Raw genomic sequence first — 16080 nt, 5'->3', positions numbered from 1 at the left:
GTAAATAAAATGTAAACGCTGTCACCGTTGCCTGCAATTTGAATTTCTTGCCGCTTCATCCGAAGCTGCGCTGCAACCATGTGAAATCTCCCAACTTTACGCGCTGCTATGCGGCTTCCACCTTGTTCCTGCCCGCTGCGCATTTTTCTGTTGGAGCAACGATTTCCGGCGATTGCACTTTTTTGACCACGCGAAATCGCACATTCCAACTGGACATACAACCTGTCCCAACACACGATCGCCTATCTTTGAAGGCCTCGATATCGCCTTTTTTTGCACTGGCTTCACTTCGCACTGTAAGCCTTTTCATTGCTAAAGGATTGTTTTACAATAGTAAAAAGCTCATAACGTCCAAGGATGTGTGATATGTGAAAGCAAGCTTGATCGACCGTCTACAATCCAAAGGAATGCTGTATTGGCGCAGCCTCATGCTTGCCATTGTGCTGACGTGCGTCCCCATTGCCGTCATCTGTTCGGCTTTTTTATATGCCGGCAATGCGCATCTCGTAAAGCAGTTTAACAACAAGCACCAGTTGGAGCTCAACGATATGGCCAATCAGGTTGACGAGCAGTTCTCCCAATTGGTTACGTTCGTCTCGCATATGGCGGTGAAGCCCCAATTCCGTTCGACCATTGCCGACATGAACTTCGTCGATCGGTTTGAAGAGACGGAGCAGATCTTATCGACCTTGTCCGTGCTTGAAAATGCGGTGCCGCTCATCGATCAAGTATTTTTATACGTAAAAAAGCAAAATAAACTGCTGCACCCGAGTCTCGGGGTCCGGCAGCTGGAGCAGCCAGAAGTTGCCGGACAATGGTCCGAGCTGCTGGATCCGCCTCCAGACATGTATTGGACTCACGGCCTTGCCCGCCCTTTCGGCCAAGCAGGCACCAAGCATGCCATCGTCATGAAATTGCCTTACAACAGCAGCGCCGACGCCTACGGCGCTATCGTCATCTTTATCAACCCGGCGAAGCTGCACGTTTTCTCCCTTGCGGATCGGCAATCTTTTATTGTAGACGCAAACGGCAATATCGCCGCTCGCACCAATACTAGCGCAACGGATGAGAGACTGATGCAAGTGATTCGCGACGAGCGGCTTCATGCCGGCACTCCGACGCTGGAGAATCAAACGCAAGACGGGGATGTCGAGGTAAAGCTTGACGGAGAAACATATTTGGTCAAAACCGCCTCGTTTAATACACTTGGGGAAACATGGTCTTACGTATCCGCGACCCCTTTATCGGTCATTACCTCGCCGGCACGGCCGTATACGCAATTCATGGTGCTGCTCTCTTGCATCGCACTGGCGGCTGCATTATTCATCAGTTGGTTCGCGTCGCGCCGCATTTACAATCCGATTCGCCGCGTTATCGAGATGGTCAGCTCTTGGCGCACGCCGGAGAATGGCATTCGCAACGAATTGGACTATATTGAGCAGGAGTGGAAGGAGTACCATTTCGCCAATGAATCACTGCAGGAACAATGGAACTTAGCGATCCCATCCATGCGCGCAGCTTACATTACCCAATTCGTGCAAGGGCAGGCCATTACAATGGAAGAAGCGGAAATTAAGGAAAAGCTTCGCTCCCTTGCGCTCGATATCGATGGCCGGCGCTTCGCGTCTGTCGTCGTCCAATTGCACAACGCCGAGGAAACGCGAACGCCGATGTCGGACAAAGATATGCATCTCCTGACCTACGCCTCGATCAATGTGGTGCAGGAGTTGTCCATGGAGGAAGCGGAGTGCGGGCATGTGCACGTCATGAACTTTTTGGATGGTTCCTTCGGGCTCGTCTTGTTTATGGAGAGTGAGGGCGGACTTGAGGATTCGCACCGGCGGATATTGGCCTTGGGCGACCGCGTGATGCGGGCGCTTCACCATACACTGCGCGTCTATGTTACGATTGTGGCGAGCCGGGTCACGGACAGATGGCTCGATCTTCCGCACGCAATGGAGCAGGCGCGGCGCGCCATCAGCTACCGCAACTTCGGCTTGGGCAACCAGCTGCTTGAAGCGGAGCATGTTTTGGCGCATTCCCCTAATCCTGTTGAATCTCCGGTAGATTTGGAGCTTGGAATCGTACACGCGCTTAGCATGGGGCTCGAAGAGGAAGCAATGGAAAGTCTGGAGCGGTTCGTTAACGCGCTGCAAGCTGGCGGAGGCGCCGAATGGATGGTTCATGAAGGGTTGATGAGACTCATCGGCAGCATTCATCGTTCGATGCTTCAGCTTGGACACAACCCTTATGCCGTATTCGGCTCGAGCTGGCAGGAAGAATTGAGCGGACTGCGCGATACGAGGGCGACACTCAGCTGGTTCCGGACTAAGATTGTTCAGCCCTATATCACTTCGCTCAAGCGAAGCTACATCGCACCGATGAAGCAGGCGGCAGAAGCGCTGCTTGAACGCATCCAACAGGACTATATGTGCGACCTGTCATTGGATATGTGCGCAGCGGAGGCTGGAATCAGCGCCTCGCAATTAAGCAGAGCCTTCAAACAAATGACGGGCCATAACTTCATCGATTATTTGACAATGGTCAAGATGAACAAGTGCAAGGAGCTGCTGCTGGCCACCGATATGAAAATTAACGAAATCGCCGAATCGGTTGGATACCAGCCGCCGTACTTCAACCGCCTATTCAAGAAGCAGGAAGGCATGACGCCGGGACAGTATCGGCAGCAGCATTCCAAGCAGCGGCAACAGCACTCAAGGACACATGCCTAATAATCGGCTGTGTCCTTGTTTATTAACCTTAACCTACATCACCGTGCGCAGCATCGTCTCCATTCGGCGTGCCGCCTCCATCAGCTGCGGCGCACAGGCACGCAGCGTTTCCAATGACATCCGGCTCACCGGTCCGGATACGGACAGAGCGGCGGCAAGCTGATGACTCCGGTCGAATATCGGTACGGATACCGCCGCCGCACCCGGTTCCCGTTCCTCCACGCTGACGGCGTATCCCAGACGGCGAACCTCTTCGAGCTGGCTCAAGTACGTCTCCCGCTCCATGCTCGGAGGCCAGCCCGAATCCTGCAGCGCGGCATCGCGCTCATACGGCTCGGCGAAGGCAAGCAGCACTTTGCTGGACGCTCCCACAAAGAGAGGCAGCTTGGCGCCTACCGGCGCAACCCGCCGAATCGCCTGATTGCTCTGCACCGCTTGAATGCGGATGCGGTCCTTGCCATCCCTTACGTATAAGCTCACCGTTTCCCCAATCTGATCGCGCAGGTGCTCCATTTCCGGCAGCAGCAGCTGGGCCGGGTCGTCTACCTGCGTCAAATTCGCGGCAAGCTCCCATATCCGGTAGCCCAATCGATACTTGTCGCCATTGCGGATAACGAATCCCCGCTCCTCCAGCGTCGCCATAAGCCTATGGACCGTGCTCTTATTCAAGCCCACTTGAGATGCAATTTCCGTTAAGCTCATATCGCGTTCATTCGCGAAGCACATTAATATATCAAGTGCGCGTTCTACCGCGCGGACAGTTAATTTCCCGCGTTCCTCCACCTGAATCTCCCTCTTTCGTTCCATAGAATGAAACTTTGTTACATCTAGTATAACGTCCTTTTCCTTCGTCGTAAAGAGATTGCGCTCCATTTCGCACCCCCGACTAACGTCCTGATTTCGACATTTTTTACAGCGATGTTTCAATGTTACGGCAACGTTACAGCCACCTTACAAATCGCGCATATTCGTTGACCCTGAGCGGTTTAGCGCATACGATGGTAGTACAGCTTGAAACGCTTGCAAGGTCGGGCCCCCTTTAGGGACTTTAGTTCTACACTTATCAGTTTTTGTCGAAATAAAGCATCATCATCGTTGCCAACACATCCTGGAGGAGGTCATGCCTATGAATACACCTATCGTAACATCTCCACCGCTTCATCCCGAATGGTTTGCCCCTTCCGGATCTGCGCCTGCCGCCGCCCGGCGCATTCGATTGAAGCATGTGGCGATCGCGCTCTCTTTGTCGACGGTGTTTGCCGCGCTTCTTATTTTTCTGGCATTGCATGGCTTTATTGCATGGATGTTCGCCAATCCACAGGTTCCTCCGCTCTTCTCTAATCCGATGGAGGCCAAGGGCATGCGTTATGACACGATTGCATTCCCGGCCAAGGACGGGCACACCTTGGTGGACGGTTGGTACATCCCTTCCGATAAACCGTCCAAACGCACGATAATATTCAGTCATGGCTACGGAGCCAACCGGGAAGAATATTGGGTGCCGATGTATGACTTGGCGCAATTTGCCCATCGGCTTGATTATAATGTGGTCATGTTCGATTACGGATTTGCTTCCGAACAGCATAAGACGAAGGCGACCGGCGGCCGCCTGGAGAAGGAGCAGCTGCTCGGCGCCGTACAGCTTGCCAAGGAACGCGGAGCGGAGCATGTCGTTGTCTGGGGTTTCTCCATGGGAGCGGGTACCGCTCTGCAAGCATCGCTCCTCTCTCAAGATATCGATGCCATGATACTCGACAGCACGTTCTTGCTCGAACCCGACACGCTATATCATAACTTAACGCAGTACATCTCGCTGCCGAAGCATCCGTCGCTCGATTTGCTGCGCGCCTTCTTTCCCGCTCTGAACGGCACGAGTCTGCAGCAAATTCCGTACAATGAAGTAAAGGCGACTAACTACGCTATTCCTACCTTCTTCATTCACGGTACTGCGGATACAAAAGCTCCCTATGAAATAGCAGAGCAGCTTGCCGCCCGCCAGTCGAATAAGCTTTCGGAATCATGGATAGTGCCGGATGTTCAGCACGAACTCATTTATCGGACGCACCGCAAGGAGTATTTGGGAAAAGCGGCCGCTTTTCTTAACGCAGCCTATCATACCGACAAAGGATATATGATTGCACAACCGTAAGCCAGGTGGTTTACGGTTGTTCTATATTCCTCGGCCCACTCTGCCCGAGGTTTTCTTGCAGCCTTTCTCATAGTCCAACCTATGCTGATAATACACTAAATAGAGGAGCTTGGGATGTAGGGAGGGAGTGCATTGCTGCATGTTTACGGACCGCTGATGCCGGTTCGGTTGCTAGAAGAAATCGTATTCTGGAAGAAACAGGAGGAGGAGCATACCGAGGTCATCAGGGCCATCGTGCCCCAGCTTGAAGATGTGTATGTTCAACTGCTGCTGGAATGGGAGCAGGTCTTCGCCAAGACTGCGGCAACCGCCGCCGCATGGTTGGACAGCGTCTTGAATCATCCGCATGCGCCCGACGCGGCGAATCAGCAACAGCTCGATCTGTTGTTGAAAGCATCCGTGTATCAATCAGAGCAATTCCTGCAGCAGCTCGGACAAATAAAGCAGCATAGTCAAGCGGTGAAGAGCGTCCCGCTTGCGCCGATTGTACTCGATCACATTGCGAGTGAGTCCCAGTATTTCCTGAACGTCGTGCACGAGCTCACACAGACACCGTTCACTTCGGTAAGCCCTAGCCAGACGGCGGCGCACATCCACGCGGCGATGGACACGGGAGTTATTTCCCCATACCAAGTGAGCCTACAAAATAGCGGAATGCCGAACTGGACTGCATCGGCATTTGACGCCAAGGAGGAATTGTACGAATCCGTGAATACGTCACATCAGCAATCCGGCGTACGCGCCTACATCGGTAACTCTCGGGCTTGGCACCCCGGCGGAGGACGGCAAAAGGCAGCACCCGCAGGAGTATTCAGCGCTTCTTATGCGCGAAGCAGCGGCGACGAATATGTGAACGGCGCCGCTCCCTCCTCCCCATCCACGAACCAGCCGCCGCCAGACTCGGCATCCAGCTACGAATCCTCGGAGCGAGCGGATGAAGCCTTTGTCCCTATCGGCGGGCATCGCCTGCCTCCGCTGCCTTACGCTTATAACGCGCTCGAGCCTTATATCGATGAGACCACGATGCGGATTCACCATGACAAGCATCATCAAAGCTACGTCGACGGCTTGAACAAAGCCGAACTCGCGCTTGCCGAAGCACGCCGTACCGGCAACTTCGAGCTGATTAAATATTGGGAAAATGAGCTTGCCTTTAACGGTGCCGGCCATTATTTGCATACGATCTTCTGGAATATCATGAATCCGCGCGGCGGCGGGCAACCTACAGGCACTTTGCGCAAACAGATCGAGCATGATTTCGGAAGCGTCGACGCCTTCAAGCAGCAATTTTCCAAAGCGGCTGAAAAGGTGGAAGGCGGCGGATGGACCATCCTTGTCTGGAGCCCGCGCAGCCGGCGGCTTGAAATCCTGCAGGCAGAGAAGCATCAGAATTTGTCGCAATGGGATGTCATTCCTCTGCTTCCGCTTGACGTATGGGAGCATGCTTATTATTTGAAGCACCAAAATGAGCGCGTCAAATATATCGATGACTGGTGGCATGTCGTCTATTGGCCAGCCGTGGCCGAGCGCTTCTGCCAAGCCCGCAAGTTGAAGTGGACGCCTTATTGAAGCTCCCCGTTTTCGTTGTTGCGCCTCTCCCCCTTCGTTCTGTACAATAGAAGACAAACGCGAACTCATGTGCGGCTTCTATTGCCTCACACGACTATCCGCGGCCTAAGCGGCCCCACCGCCGCTTTTTTCTTTTGTTTTTGTGCAGAATAACGATTACATTATAAACAGAAAGGGGTGGGGTGATTTGCTGAAACCGGTCGTAAAATGGGCAGGAGGCAAGCGCCAACTGCTCTCCGAAATCCATAGCCGCCTGCCGCAAATAAATTGGGACCAAGCTTCTTATTTCGAACCGTTCATCGGCGGCGCGGCGCTCTTGTTCAATATCGCGCCTGGGCGAGCTGTCATTAACGACGTCAATCCGGAGCTCATCAACCTCTACCGTACGATAAAGCAGCAGCCGGAGCAGCTTATTGAAGCCCTCCGCAGCCATCGGAATGAAGAGAGCTATTACTATGAAGTGCGGGCATGGGACCGCGATGCGGAAGCTTATGCGCGGCTATCTCCCGTTGAACGGGCCTCGCGCCTTATTTTTTTGAATCGGACATGCTATAACGGCCTATACCGGGTCAATGCGGCGGGACAGTTCAACGTGCCGTTCGGCAAATACAAGCAGCCCGATATCGTGCAGGAAGATACAATTCGGGATATATCCGCCTATTTCAATCGCACCGACATCCGTATTACGGAAGGGGACTTCAATGCGGCTGTCAACGGGGCGCAAGCTGGGGATTTTGTCTATTTCGATCCGCCCTATGATGTGTTGACGAAGACCGCCGCCTTTACTTCGTATGCCAAGGAAGGATTCGGCCGGGAGGAGCAGAGGCGCTTAGCCGAAGTGTTCCGGGAACTGAGCGATCGCGGAGTGTATGTCATGCTGTCCAATCATGCGACAGACTTTATTTTGGAGCTATATGATGATTTTCATATCCATATCGTTCAAGCCAGGCGCAATATCAATTCCAAGGCAAGCGCCCGCGGCAACGTGGACGAGGTGCTGGTGCTGAATTACGATCTTCATTGAAGGAGGGAAAGCGGAAGTGGCGACAAGCAGGCTGAGACAGAAGGACCTGATCTGGAACGAGCTGTTCGAGCAATATCGGATTATGGAACACATTGAAACGCAGGGTTTCTTCACGATTACGACCGATCAAATCAATAGGCTGCGTCCCGGCGCGCAAGCACGCCTGCAGTGCAAATTCGACTCCTCTGGCGAGCTCTCGCCCTGCTTTGCCGATCATAAGCTCGGCATCCTGCCTATATCGAACGGCGTATACATTATCGCCCCGTTTCCGATTTTCCACCCGCTTGATCCTATCGAAAACATTGCGGTAGAGAAAGCGTATCTTCGCTTCCCTGCCTTTCAGACGATCCAAGCCGACGGGACAAGCTCCACCAGCGAAGCGAACGCGCTTCATACCGCCCACATGACCGATATGCTGCATCGATTTCGCGGTATCGACAGCTCCGAACCGCTCGAATTAACGTTCAGCGGGCGCATGCGATCGCCGGAATTCTCTTTTTATGTAGGATCGTATTTGGAACCGCTTCACGTAGAACGGAGCCAGCAGTTGGAGATTGACGCCGGATTTGAAACGATGCGGGAAATTCTCATTTTGGAGGCTAAAAATAAAATTCCGCAGGATTTCTGCGTCCGTCAGCTTTACTATCCTTATCGGGCGCTTAACCAGCGCCCGCAGCTGACGAAACCGGTCATTCCAATCTATTTCCTGTATTCGGACGGAATCTATTACTTGTTTGAATATCAGTTTGCTGAACCGCTCCGTTATGATTCCATTTCGCTTGTCCGCAGCTGTGCGTACCGGATTGAGGGCGGGCTGACGAAGGAGCGTATTTTGGCCATTGCCGCAGAAACGCCAGTGGAGGCCGAGCCGGATTCAGCCCCCTTCCCGCAAGCGAACTCGTTCGAACGTTTTATGAACATCATGGAGCTGCTGACGGAAGAGGACTTGCTGAAGGCGGATATTCACCGGATATACCGGTTCGCTCCGCGGCAATCCGACTACTATGCCAATGTCGGCATCTACTACGGACTAATCGAGACCTACCGTTCTGCTGACGGCATTGCCGTCCGGCTGACCGCTGAAGGAAGAGAGTTGATGCAGCTGCCGATGCAAGGCCGGCATGAAGCTATCGTCCGCAAGCTCTTCTCCAAGCCGGCCATCCGCGATATCCTGTTGCAATGCCTGCACCGTGACGGTCAAGTACCCGATGAGGAAGCGGTGCAACTGATGCGCCGTCATGGCATTGAGCTGCAGCCTTCGACCGAGCGGCGGCGTGCGCAGTCCATTCTCGCATGGTATTCATGGCTGAAGCATCTGATGGTCTAGCTAGCTCCCGCTGCTAAATCGTTAATTCCCCTTTCATCACAGTGACGGCCTGACCGGTCAGCAATGCACGCTCGCCTTGCAGCTCTACCTGCACCATTCCTCCGCGGGTGGAGCATTGCTCTCCGACGAACGAGGTTCCTCCCCATTTCTGCGCCCAATAAGGGGCCAACGTACAATGCGCGGAGCCTGTTACCGGATCTTCATTTACACCGAGTCTTGGAAAGAAGCAGCGGGAGACAAAGTCCGCCCCATCCGTCCGTCCCGGAGCCGAAGGAGCGGTCACGATTACGCCAATTACTTCCTCATCGCAGCGCAGGAGCTTCTCCCATGCCGGCTTTAATTTGCGCACCGTCTGCTCCGAGTCTGCCTCGACCAGCAATTCAATGCGGCTGCGCGCCATCCCCCGTACAGAGCAGCCCAGCGCTTCTTCCAAACGTCCCTGCAGAGCCTCATCACTGACCGTAACAATAGATGAAGCCGGAAAATCAAGCGTGATTTGTCCATTCTCCCCATAGACGGCGTAGAGCGTGCCGCTCATCGTCTCAAAAGCGATCCGTTCTCCCTCGGCAAGCCCCTGCTCTCGCAACACATGCGCGCTCGCCAGCGTTGCATGCCCGCACAGGTCTACTTCCACCTCCGGCGTGAACCAGCGCAGGCGATAGCGGGAGCGGTCTCCTTCTTCCAATGGGATGATGAACGCCGTTTCCGACAAATTCATCTCCATTGCGATCTGCTGCATCCGTTCGCTGTCCATCTCCTGTTCCAGCAGACATACAGCTGCGGGATTACCACGAAACGGCGTATCCGTAAATGCATCCACAGTGAACAATTTCATATGTACCCCTCCCTCTATTTCTCCTATCATACATGATTTTATAGAAGATAGGCACCTCCTGCCATTTATGGCGAAGAGATGCCTGATAATTGCTTTTTTATCCTTCATGATAACACTGGCTTACCTGCGCCGCATTACCCTTCCTGCTTCGTGAAATATTCGAACAAATCTCCTCGCGCTTCTTCCAGATAGGCGAGATGCGGTTCACGCTCAATGCGAATCTTCAAGCGTTGCGCCGTCTTCTCGAACAAGTCCACCGCATCATTCGTGCGGATGACGAGCTTTTGCGGACGGGCCCCTTTCTCCTCGATAAGCTGCAAGAAATGATCCAAGAATTCCTGCTCGAAATTGCTGTCATAGGCAACATGGAAGCCGACTGCCGACCGCGTCAGCCGATCTACCCACAGACAAAGACGCGGATAATATGGACGATCGCCTTCTCCCTTCACCGCTACCGGCGCATAGAAGAACTCCGTCTCCCAGTGACCTTTCTTGTTCGGAAAGCGGCGGATGATATCGTTCAGACGTTCCTGATTGTCGAACTCTACTTTCACCGGACGTTTCAACACAAAGTCCGGATCGATCCACCGGTCAATCCACTCTCCATTCTCCTGCGCCCGGACGAGCACTTGCCCCGAAGCCGGCGGCGTCAGCAGCTCTTCATCCTTCTTCACCCGAGCCGCTAGATCCATGGCCTGTTCCAATGCAATCGTCAAGAACCGAACCTGATTCTCATCAAGCGTCCATGGAGCAAGGCCCGGATCATAAGCACGGAACATCGGCCACGCGTTGCGGCCGCGGAAGCGGAACCCAAGCTCCTTAATTTGCGCCAAATCATGCTTTTCCAAATCCGTGCGGTCCTCATACGTAGCCATCATGCATTTTTGGCGGTGAAGCCAAGCATACCGCTCGTCACGCTCCAATAGCATATCATGCAAGCTTTCCAAGCCTTCTCCGCCGCGGAACACGGCAAGGCCGAACAAGGTTTCGCTCGCTCCCATAATACTGCAATAGCCAACCTCACCGTCTTCAGGATTCAATACGCCGAAAATACGGCTTTCGGACATCCAGTTCCAGCTGCCTTGCTTTTTGAATGCCGAGGCTGCTTCATATAACCGTGACCAAGCGGCCTCCCGTTCCGTCATTTCCGTCTCCTGACCTGCATTTGCTTCCAACTGCTCTATGTTTGCCTGTGTCATGAGCTCTTCTCATTCCTCCCGTCTGAAATCAAAAAACCCGTTCCATTGCCCGGAACGGGTTCCATTTGTTCTGTTAAACCCACTTGACCTAATTACTGCTTAATTAGAGACAAAAATTCCGCGCGCTGTGCTGCGTCGCTTCGGAAGATGCCCCGCACCGCCGATGTGACGGTTTTGCTGCCAGGCTTCTTCACTCCGCGTGCGCACATGCACAAATGCTCGCCTTCGACGACAACCATCACACCATGAGGCTGCAGCACCTCATCCATTATATCAGCAATTTGCGAGGTAATCCGTTCTTGTACCTGCAAACGTCGCGACACCGCTTCAACCAAGCGAGCCAACTTGCTTAAGCCGGCAATCTTGCCGCTTGGAATATAACCGATATGCACCTTGCCGAAGAACGGCGCCATGTGATGCTCGCATTGGCTATAATACGTAATATCTTTTACGATAACAAGTTCTTCATGCCGTTCGTCAAAGGTTACCCCTAGTACATCCCGAGGATCGACTTCGTAGCCCGCGAAGATCTCTTCATACATACGGGTCACACGCGCCGGAGTTTCTAGCAATCCTTCCCGCTCGACATCCTCTCCGACAAGCTTCAGAATTTCCTTCACGTGGTACTCGATCTGCTCGCGATTCGTATCAACCTTTTTGTTAACATAATCCTTCAAGCCAGCCACGACCGTTCCTCCTTTCGTCGTGCCGCACGACTCAAGTGCCGCACAGTACGGTTACTTCTTCTTGTTATTGTTCTTCATCATTTGCTGGGCTTTTTGCATCTGCTTTGCATTCAAATTGTACCCCATCTGTTTCGCCATCTTCTGCAGCATTTGAGGGTCGGACTGCATCTTCTCCATTTGTTTGCGCAAATAAAACACACCGCCCGCAAAGCCGATAATAACGCCCACGATGAGCATTACGATTCCTGTTATCCAATACCACATCTGCCCATGGTCACCCCAACATCATCTAGTTTAGAAGCTGTACATTCATACGTAAAAAAGCGCGATTTTGTGCAGCTCTACCGCAATTATGATAGCATGTCCCTCTCCGTATGACAAATATCCCCTATTAAAAAAGGCGAGACACGCAATTTCAATATGAAATGCCTTCCAATTGCAATAATATTTCTTTTTTGTTCATGCCCCCGCCATAACCTACCAACTGTCCATTCGCTCCGATAACACGGTGACATGGCACCACAATAGAGATCGGATTGCGGTTGTTGGCTCCGCCCACGGCACGCACAGCCTTCGGATTGCCAATGGCTTCCGCAACTTGCTTGTAGGATCGCGTCTCCCCATAAGGAATTTCCATCAATGCACGCCATACCTCTTTTTGAAAAGAAGTCCCTTGCAAGTCAAGCGATAATTCGAACGTCTGCCGCTTACCTGCGAAATACTCCTCCAGCTGTCGGCGCGCCTCCTGCAGACGCTCTGGATGACGCTGCAGGGCCACCTTGCCGTATTCGCGCGCCGCACGCGCTTGCAGCGCCTCCGCCACCTCGAGCACGCCTCCGAACTCGACGGCGAACAGTCCGGTTGCCGTAGCGGCAAGCGTCAATGAACCGATGGGCGAATCCATCTCCTGCACATATAGCGGCTCCACATGCGTCGCAAATTGTTGCTTCGCTTCTTGAATAGCCTGTTGCACGGCTTCATCCTCCTCGCATTTCTGAGCCTGCTGTAAAATCTGCCACGCTTCCGGGCCGCCAATCTGACCAAGTGCCCAAACCGCGGTTGCCCGGATTTCCGGGCGCGTGTCGCTGACCAGCAGCGTCCTTAGCGCAGGCACAGCGCTACGATCGCGGAAGTTGCCGAGCGCTACGATGGCATTGCGTTGGATCGGCTTTTTCCCCCGCCAAGCGGCGGCGCTTGTGCCGAACTGCTCCTTGAACTGCCGGTTCGACAGCTCTAGCATCGGCACAAGCAAAGGCTTGGCCTGTTCAGGGTCCGGCTGCATTTCCTCGTGATGCGTCCAATTCATCCCTTTATTTTTGGGGCATACAATCTGGCATGTATCGCATCCGTAAAGCCTATTGCCCATCTTCACCATCATTTCATGGCTCAGCATGTCCTTCGATTGAGTCTGGAACGATACGCAGAGCTGCGCATTCAGCTGACCTGGTCCAACCAAGGCGCTTGTCGGACATGCATCGAGACATCGCGTGCACTCGCCGCAATCCTCCGTCACTGGGTGATCGGGGGGAAATGGGATATTCGTAATCATCTCCCCCAAATAAATCCACGATCCCCATTGGGGCGAAATAATCGAGCAATTCTTGCCGCTAAAACCGATGCCTGCACGTTCTGCCACCGCCCGGTCGCTCAGTTCCCCCGTATCCACCATGCTTTTCATCCGCAGCTCCGTATCCGTCACCCGCTCGCGTATGAAAGCCTCAAGCCGTTGCAGACGGTCACGCAGCACATGGTGGTAATCCATACCCCACGCGGTGCGCGCGAACAAGCCTCGGTAAGAGCCGGGCTTCGACTTCGGAGCCCCCTCCAGCTTGGACGGATAGGCTACCGCTATGGCAATAATGGAACGCGCGTCTTCCAGCAGCAATTCAGGCCGAGTCCGCTTCTCCAAGTCAGGCTCTTCAAAACCCGAGGCGTAGCCCTGATCGACCGAATGCTGAAGGCGCGCCTTCAGCTCGATGAACGGGTCTGCCGTCGTAAAGCCTACTTGGTCAATACCAAGCGAAGGCGCCGCTTCAATAATTTCCTGTTTCAACTGGTGCCATCTGGTTGTTGGTTCCGCATGCGGCCGCCAGCTGACCGGCCTTGCCAGTGCGTCTTGCGGCTTCATCGATTCGAGCATCCCGTTCACCTCCTTATTGCTATAATTCCCAGAACATCATCATTGGGTTACTCGCCGTATCCTCGCCGTCTCATGCATTTCCTGGCGGTGACCGCCGGGAAACAGAACGGCCCCAGCCTCTGGGACCCGGATTCCCTGAGCAGGCGCCGTCCGTGTAACGTCTTAGTTCTCGTCTTCATCGCTTGTGGCTGCGATAGTCCGCTTCCAATCTTCATAATACGAGCATACCGAATCCTCATGAAATGGAGCCATTCCGAGCCGTATACGATTCAGAAGACACTCCAAGCCCGCACTTACTTTACGTTCCACCAGCTCGGGATAATGGTAAATGTAGCGATTCTGTTCGTATTCATCCTGGTCGACGATGTGCACCTGTCCGTCCGTCATGCGGATGACGTCCAAGTCGTAATCGATATAGGTCAACGTCTGCCCGCATCGATACGGCGGAGAAGCAATATTGCAATAATACCGCACTCCCGCATCTTCAATTAATGCGACGACATTGAACCACTGCTTCGGGATAAAAAAGGTGACTGCCGGAATTCTGCTTACCCACTGCTTGCCGTCAGACTCTTGAATTGGAGTTTGCCGGTTAATCAACACATGCATATCTTCCTTCGCATGATCCGGATGCCGTTTTGCAGAGGGCACAAGCCAGTTCTCCAGCCACATGCGGTGCAGGTGACCATCGTGTTTGAAACTTTTCACAAGCGCTTTCTCATAACGATCCATGCTTATTCCTCGGCTTTTGCGTTCTTTTTCACTTTATTAATAGAAAAGCATATCTTCTCTCCGATTGCAACGGTTGAAAAGATATGCCTTAAGATACAATCATTGGTTGTCTATTTCTGTGGATGCAACAGCCATTAACCGGCTACAATCCGAAGCTGCTGCAAAGAGCGCAAGACATCTTTAGCTCCGTACCCTAATGCCTCGAACCAAGGCAATACGACTTCCGTATGCTCATCAGCGGCAATCATAATGTTCTTGACGCGGCGTTGCTGGAACTTCTGCTCCAATCCCGCTACCAGCGCTTTGCCTACCCCTTGACTCCGGTAATCCGGTTGGACGGCAAGGCGGTAATAGTACCCGTTATTGCGATCAATGGTACCGATAGCCAGCCCGACAATGGCCTGCTCTCCGTTACTCTGTTCCTGCTCGGCGACGAGCACAAGCTCACCATCCAAGGATAACTGACGCGCGAATGCTTCCAACGTCTTCTCACAACATTCCTCTGACAACGATGCCATCAATAACTGGGTAGCCGGAAGATAATCCGACAAACGAAAGGATCGAACGTTCATGTCTTACTCTCCCTCATCCTGAGCTTGGTTTCTGTTCGGGTTGTCTCTCTGTCTCACACCTGTCTACGCCTGGTAACATCAATCTCTATGTCATTTATTATTGTATAGTACATTTACAAATACGACAAAAAACGCGAAATTCCTCCTTAATCACTCAATTTCCATAAAAAACACAGAAAAATCGCCTTTTTTCTCTTGTAAACGCTTTATATAAAGCGTTTACATTCCTTATACGATCCAAAGGTTTAATTTTATGGTAAATGTGGCATTTTAGTTAAAGCAATATTGTGCTTATAATCATGTTTGAATGGATGAAATTGGGGGTAATGATATAAAGTCGGAAGAAAAAGGGCAGAAGACTTTTGCAACATTTATGTTGATTTATTCCGCCGCTTCATGTTTAATTAGTAGGAGAACACTTACATATTATTGGGAGGTATGAACGATGGCACATCAATTACCACCGCTTCCATATGCCAACAATGCATTGGAACCACACATTGACGAAACGACGATGATGATTCACCACGATCGTCATCATAATACGTACGTAACGAACCTGAATGCAGCACTGGAGTCCGCTCCTGAACTGCAAGGCAAAGACGTGCACGAACTGATTGCTAACTTGGACAGCGTTCCTGAAAGCATCCGCACAGCTGTTCGCAACAACGGCGGCGGACATGCGAACCACTCCTTGTTCTGGGAAACAATCGGTCCTAACGCAGGCGGACACCCTTCCGGCAAGCTGGCAGACGCGATCAACCAAGAACTCGGCGGCTTCGACAAATTCAAAGAAGACTTTGCAAAAGCGGCTACAACTCGCTTCGGCAGCGGCTGGGCGTTTTTAGCAGTTGACGGAAATGGAAAATTGTCCGTATCCAGTATGGCTAACCAAGACAATCCATTGATGGAAGGCAAGACTGCTATCCTCGGTTTGGACGTATGGGAGCATGCTTACTACTTGAAATATCAGAACAAGCGCCCTGACTACATCGCTGCGTTCTGGAACGTAGTGAACTGGCCTGCTGTTGAAAAGCGTTACGAAGCAGCATTGAACAAGTAATGAGTGAATCGGTTTCTTTATGAAAAAGAAGCCTTCATGAAGAAAGAGTGCC

14 protein-coding genes and 1 pseudogene are annotated in these 16080 nt (G+C 52.6%); 6 read left to right on the top strand and 9 right to left on the bottom strand.

All coding sequences use genetic code 11. The annotated features are described in order from the left end of the window. Positions 1–368 precede the first annotated feature (368 nt). Entirely contained in the window at positions 369–2732 is a 2364-nt protein-coding gene (locus tag JSQ80_RS13370; RefSeq protein ID WP_206095614.1) for a helix-turn-helix domain-containing protein, read from the top strand. Positions 2733–2765: 33 nt separating this feature from the next. On the opposite strand, the gene JSQ80_RS13365 is transcribed toward JSQ80_RS13370, so the two are convergent. After that, positions 2766–3515, bottom strand: a complete 750-nt coding sequence (locus tag JSQ80_RS13365) for an IclR family transcriptional regulator domain-containing protein (protein WP_206097590.1) — start codon at positions 3513–3515, stop codon at positions 2766–2768. 343 nt (positions 3516–3858) lie between these two features. Here JSQ80_RS13365 and JSQ80_RS13360 point away from each other — a divergent pair, with 343 nt between their 5' ends. From JSQ80_RS13360 to JSQ80_RS13345, 4 genes are all read left to right on the top strand, one after another. Continuing rightward, positions 3859–4881, top strand: coding sequence for an alpha/beta hydrolase (locus tag JSQ80_RS13360; protein WP_206095613.1), 1023 nt, complete (start codon positions 3859–3861; stop codon positions 4879–4881). A 132-nt stretch (positions 4882–5013) separates the two neighbouring features. Next, positions 5014–6450 carry a Fe-Mn family superoxide dismutase gene (locus JSQ80_RS13355; RefSeq protein WP_087431691.1) on the top strand — a complete coding sequence of 479 codons (1437 nt, stop codon included), beginning with the start codon at positions 5014–5016 and terminating at the stop codon, positions 6448–6450. A 187-nt stretch (positions 6451–6637) separates the two neighbouring features. Then, the gene (locus JSQ80_RS13350; RefSeq protein WP_087431692.1) at positions 6638–7474 is read left to right on the top strand and encodes a DNA adenine methylase; all 837 of its coding nucleotides are present in this window, start codon (positions 6638–6640) and stop codon (positions 7472–7474) included. A 16-nt stretch (positions 7475–7490) separates the two neighbouring features. Continuing rightward, positions 7491–8801: a type II restriction enzyme gene (locus tag JSQ80_RS13345; protein ID WP_206095612.1), complete on the top strand. Its 1311-nt coding sequence runs from the start codon at positions 7491–7493 to the stop codon at positions 8799–8801. 13 nt (positions 8802–8814) lie between these two features. Here the strand turns inward: JSQ80_RS13345 and JSQ80_RS13340 are convergent, their stop codons facing one another. From JSQ80_RS13340 to JSQ80_RS13310, 8 genes and pseudogenes are all read right to left on the bottom strand, one after another. After that, entirely contained in the window at positions 8815–9636 is an 822-nt protein-coding gene (locus JSQ80_RS13340; protein ID WP_206095611.1) for a PhzF family phenazine biosynthesis protein, read from the bottom strand. 134 nt (positions 9637–9770) lie between these two features. Further along, positions 9771–10835, bottom strand: coding sequence for a DUF7309 domain-containing protein (locus JSQ80_RS13335; RefSeq protein ID WP_206095610.1), 1065 nt, complete (start codon positions 10833–10835; stop codon positions 9771–9773). Between the two features lie 92 nt (positions 10836–10927). Continuing rightward, positions 10928–11521: a GTP cyclohydrolase I FolE gene (gene folE, locus JSQ80_RS13330; RefSeq protein ID WP_206095609.1), complete on the bottom strand. Its 594-nt coding sequence runs from the start codon at positions 11519–11521 to the stop codon at positions 10928–10930. Between the two features lie 51 nt (positions 11522–11572). Beyond that, entirely contained in the window at positions 11573–11785 is a 213-nt protein-coding gene (locus tag JSQ80_RS13325) for a YneF family protein (protein ID WP_087431697.1), read from the bottom strand. Between the two features lie 151 nt (positions 11786–11936). Then, the gene (gene queG, locus JSQ80_RS29500) at positions 11937–13661 is read right to left on the bottom strand and encodes a tRNA epoxyqueuosine(34) reductase QueG (protein ID WP_272491123.1); all 1725 of its coding nucleotides are present in this window, start codon (positions 13659–13661) and stop codon (positions 11937–11939) included. 75 nt (positions 13662–13736) lie between these two features. Beyond that, positions 13737–13833, bottom strand: a pseudogene (locus tag JSQ80_RS29070) (ribonuclease HI); the annotation flags it as partial. After that, positions 13824–14393 (bottom strand): DUF402 domain-containing protein, encoded by a 570-nt coding sequence (locus tag JSQ80_RS13315; RefSeq protein WP_087431698.1) that lies wholly within the window; start codon positions 14391–14393, stop codon positions 13824–13826. The gene JSQ80_RS13315 and the pseudogene JSQ80_RS29070, both read right to left, overlap by 10 nt. Positions 14394–14527: 134 nt before the next feature. Further along, positions 14528–14965: a GNAT family N-acetyltransferase gene (locus JSQ80_RS13310; protein ID WP_087431699.1), complete on the bottom strand. Its 438-nt coding sequence runs from the start codon at positions 14963–14965 to the stop codon at positions 14528–14530. Positions 14966–15410: 445 nt separating this feature from the next. Between JSQ80_RS13310 and JSQ80_RS13305 the strand changes: the two genes are divergently transcribed. Further along, positions 15411–16028: a superoxide dismutase gene (locus tag JSQ80_RS13305; protein WP_206095608.1), complete on the top strand. Its 618-nt coding sequence runs from the start codon at positions 15411–15413 to the stop codon at positions 16026–16028. Positions 16029–16080: the final 52 nt, after the last annotated feature.

The organism is Paenibacillus apiarius (genome assembly GCF_017052585.1).
Taxonomy (GTDB): Bacteria; Bacillota; Bacilli; order Paenibacillales; family Paenibacillaceae; genus Paenibacillus_B; species Paenibacillus_B apiarius.
This window is presented reverse-complemented; position numbering and strand designations above follow the sequence as displayed.

Bases quoted from the DNA above. Each gene is read 5' to 3' on its own strand.
- queG (WP_272491123.1), bottom strand. From the start codon at position 13,661: ATGCTCGAATCGATGAAGCCGCAAGACGCACTGGCAAGGCCGGTCAGC.
- JSQ80_RS13315 (WP_087431698.1), bottom strand. From the start codon at position 14,393: ATGGATCGTTATGAGAAAGCGCTTGTGAAAAGTTTCAAACACGATGGT.
- JSQ80_RS13340 (WP_206095611.1), bottom strand. From the start codon at position 9,636: ATGAAATTGTTCACTGTGGATGCATTTACGGATACGCCGTTTCGTGGT.
- JSQ80_RS13310 (WP_087431699.1), bottom strand. From the start codon at position 14,965: ATGAACGTTCGATCCTTTCGTTTGTCGGATTATCTTCCGGCTACCCAG.
- JSQ80_RS13335 (WP_206095610.1), bottom strand. From the start codon at position 10,835: ATGACACAGGCAAACATAGAGCAGTTGGAAGCAAATGCAGGTCAGGAG.
- JSQ80_RS13305 (WP_206095608.1), top strand. From the start codon at position 15,411: ATGGCACATCAATTACCACCGCTTCCATATGCCAACAATGCATTGGAA.
- JSQ80_RS13360 (WP_206095613.1), top strand. From the start codon at position 3,859: ATGAATACACCTATCGTAACATCTCCACCGCTTCATCCCGAATGGTTT.
- JSQ80_RS13325 (WP_087431697.1), bottom strand. From the start codon at position 11,785: ATGTGGTATTGGATAACAGGAATCGTAATGCTCATCGTGGGCGTTATT.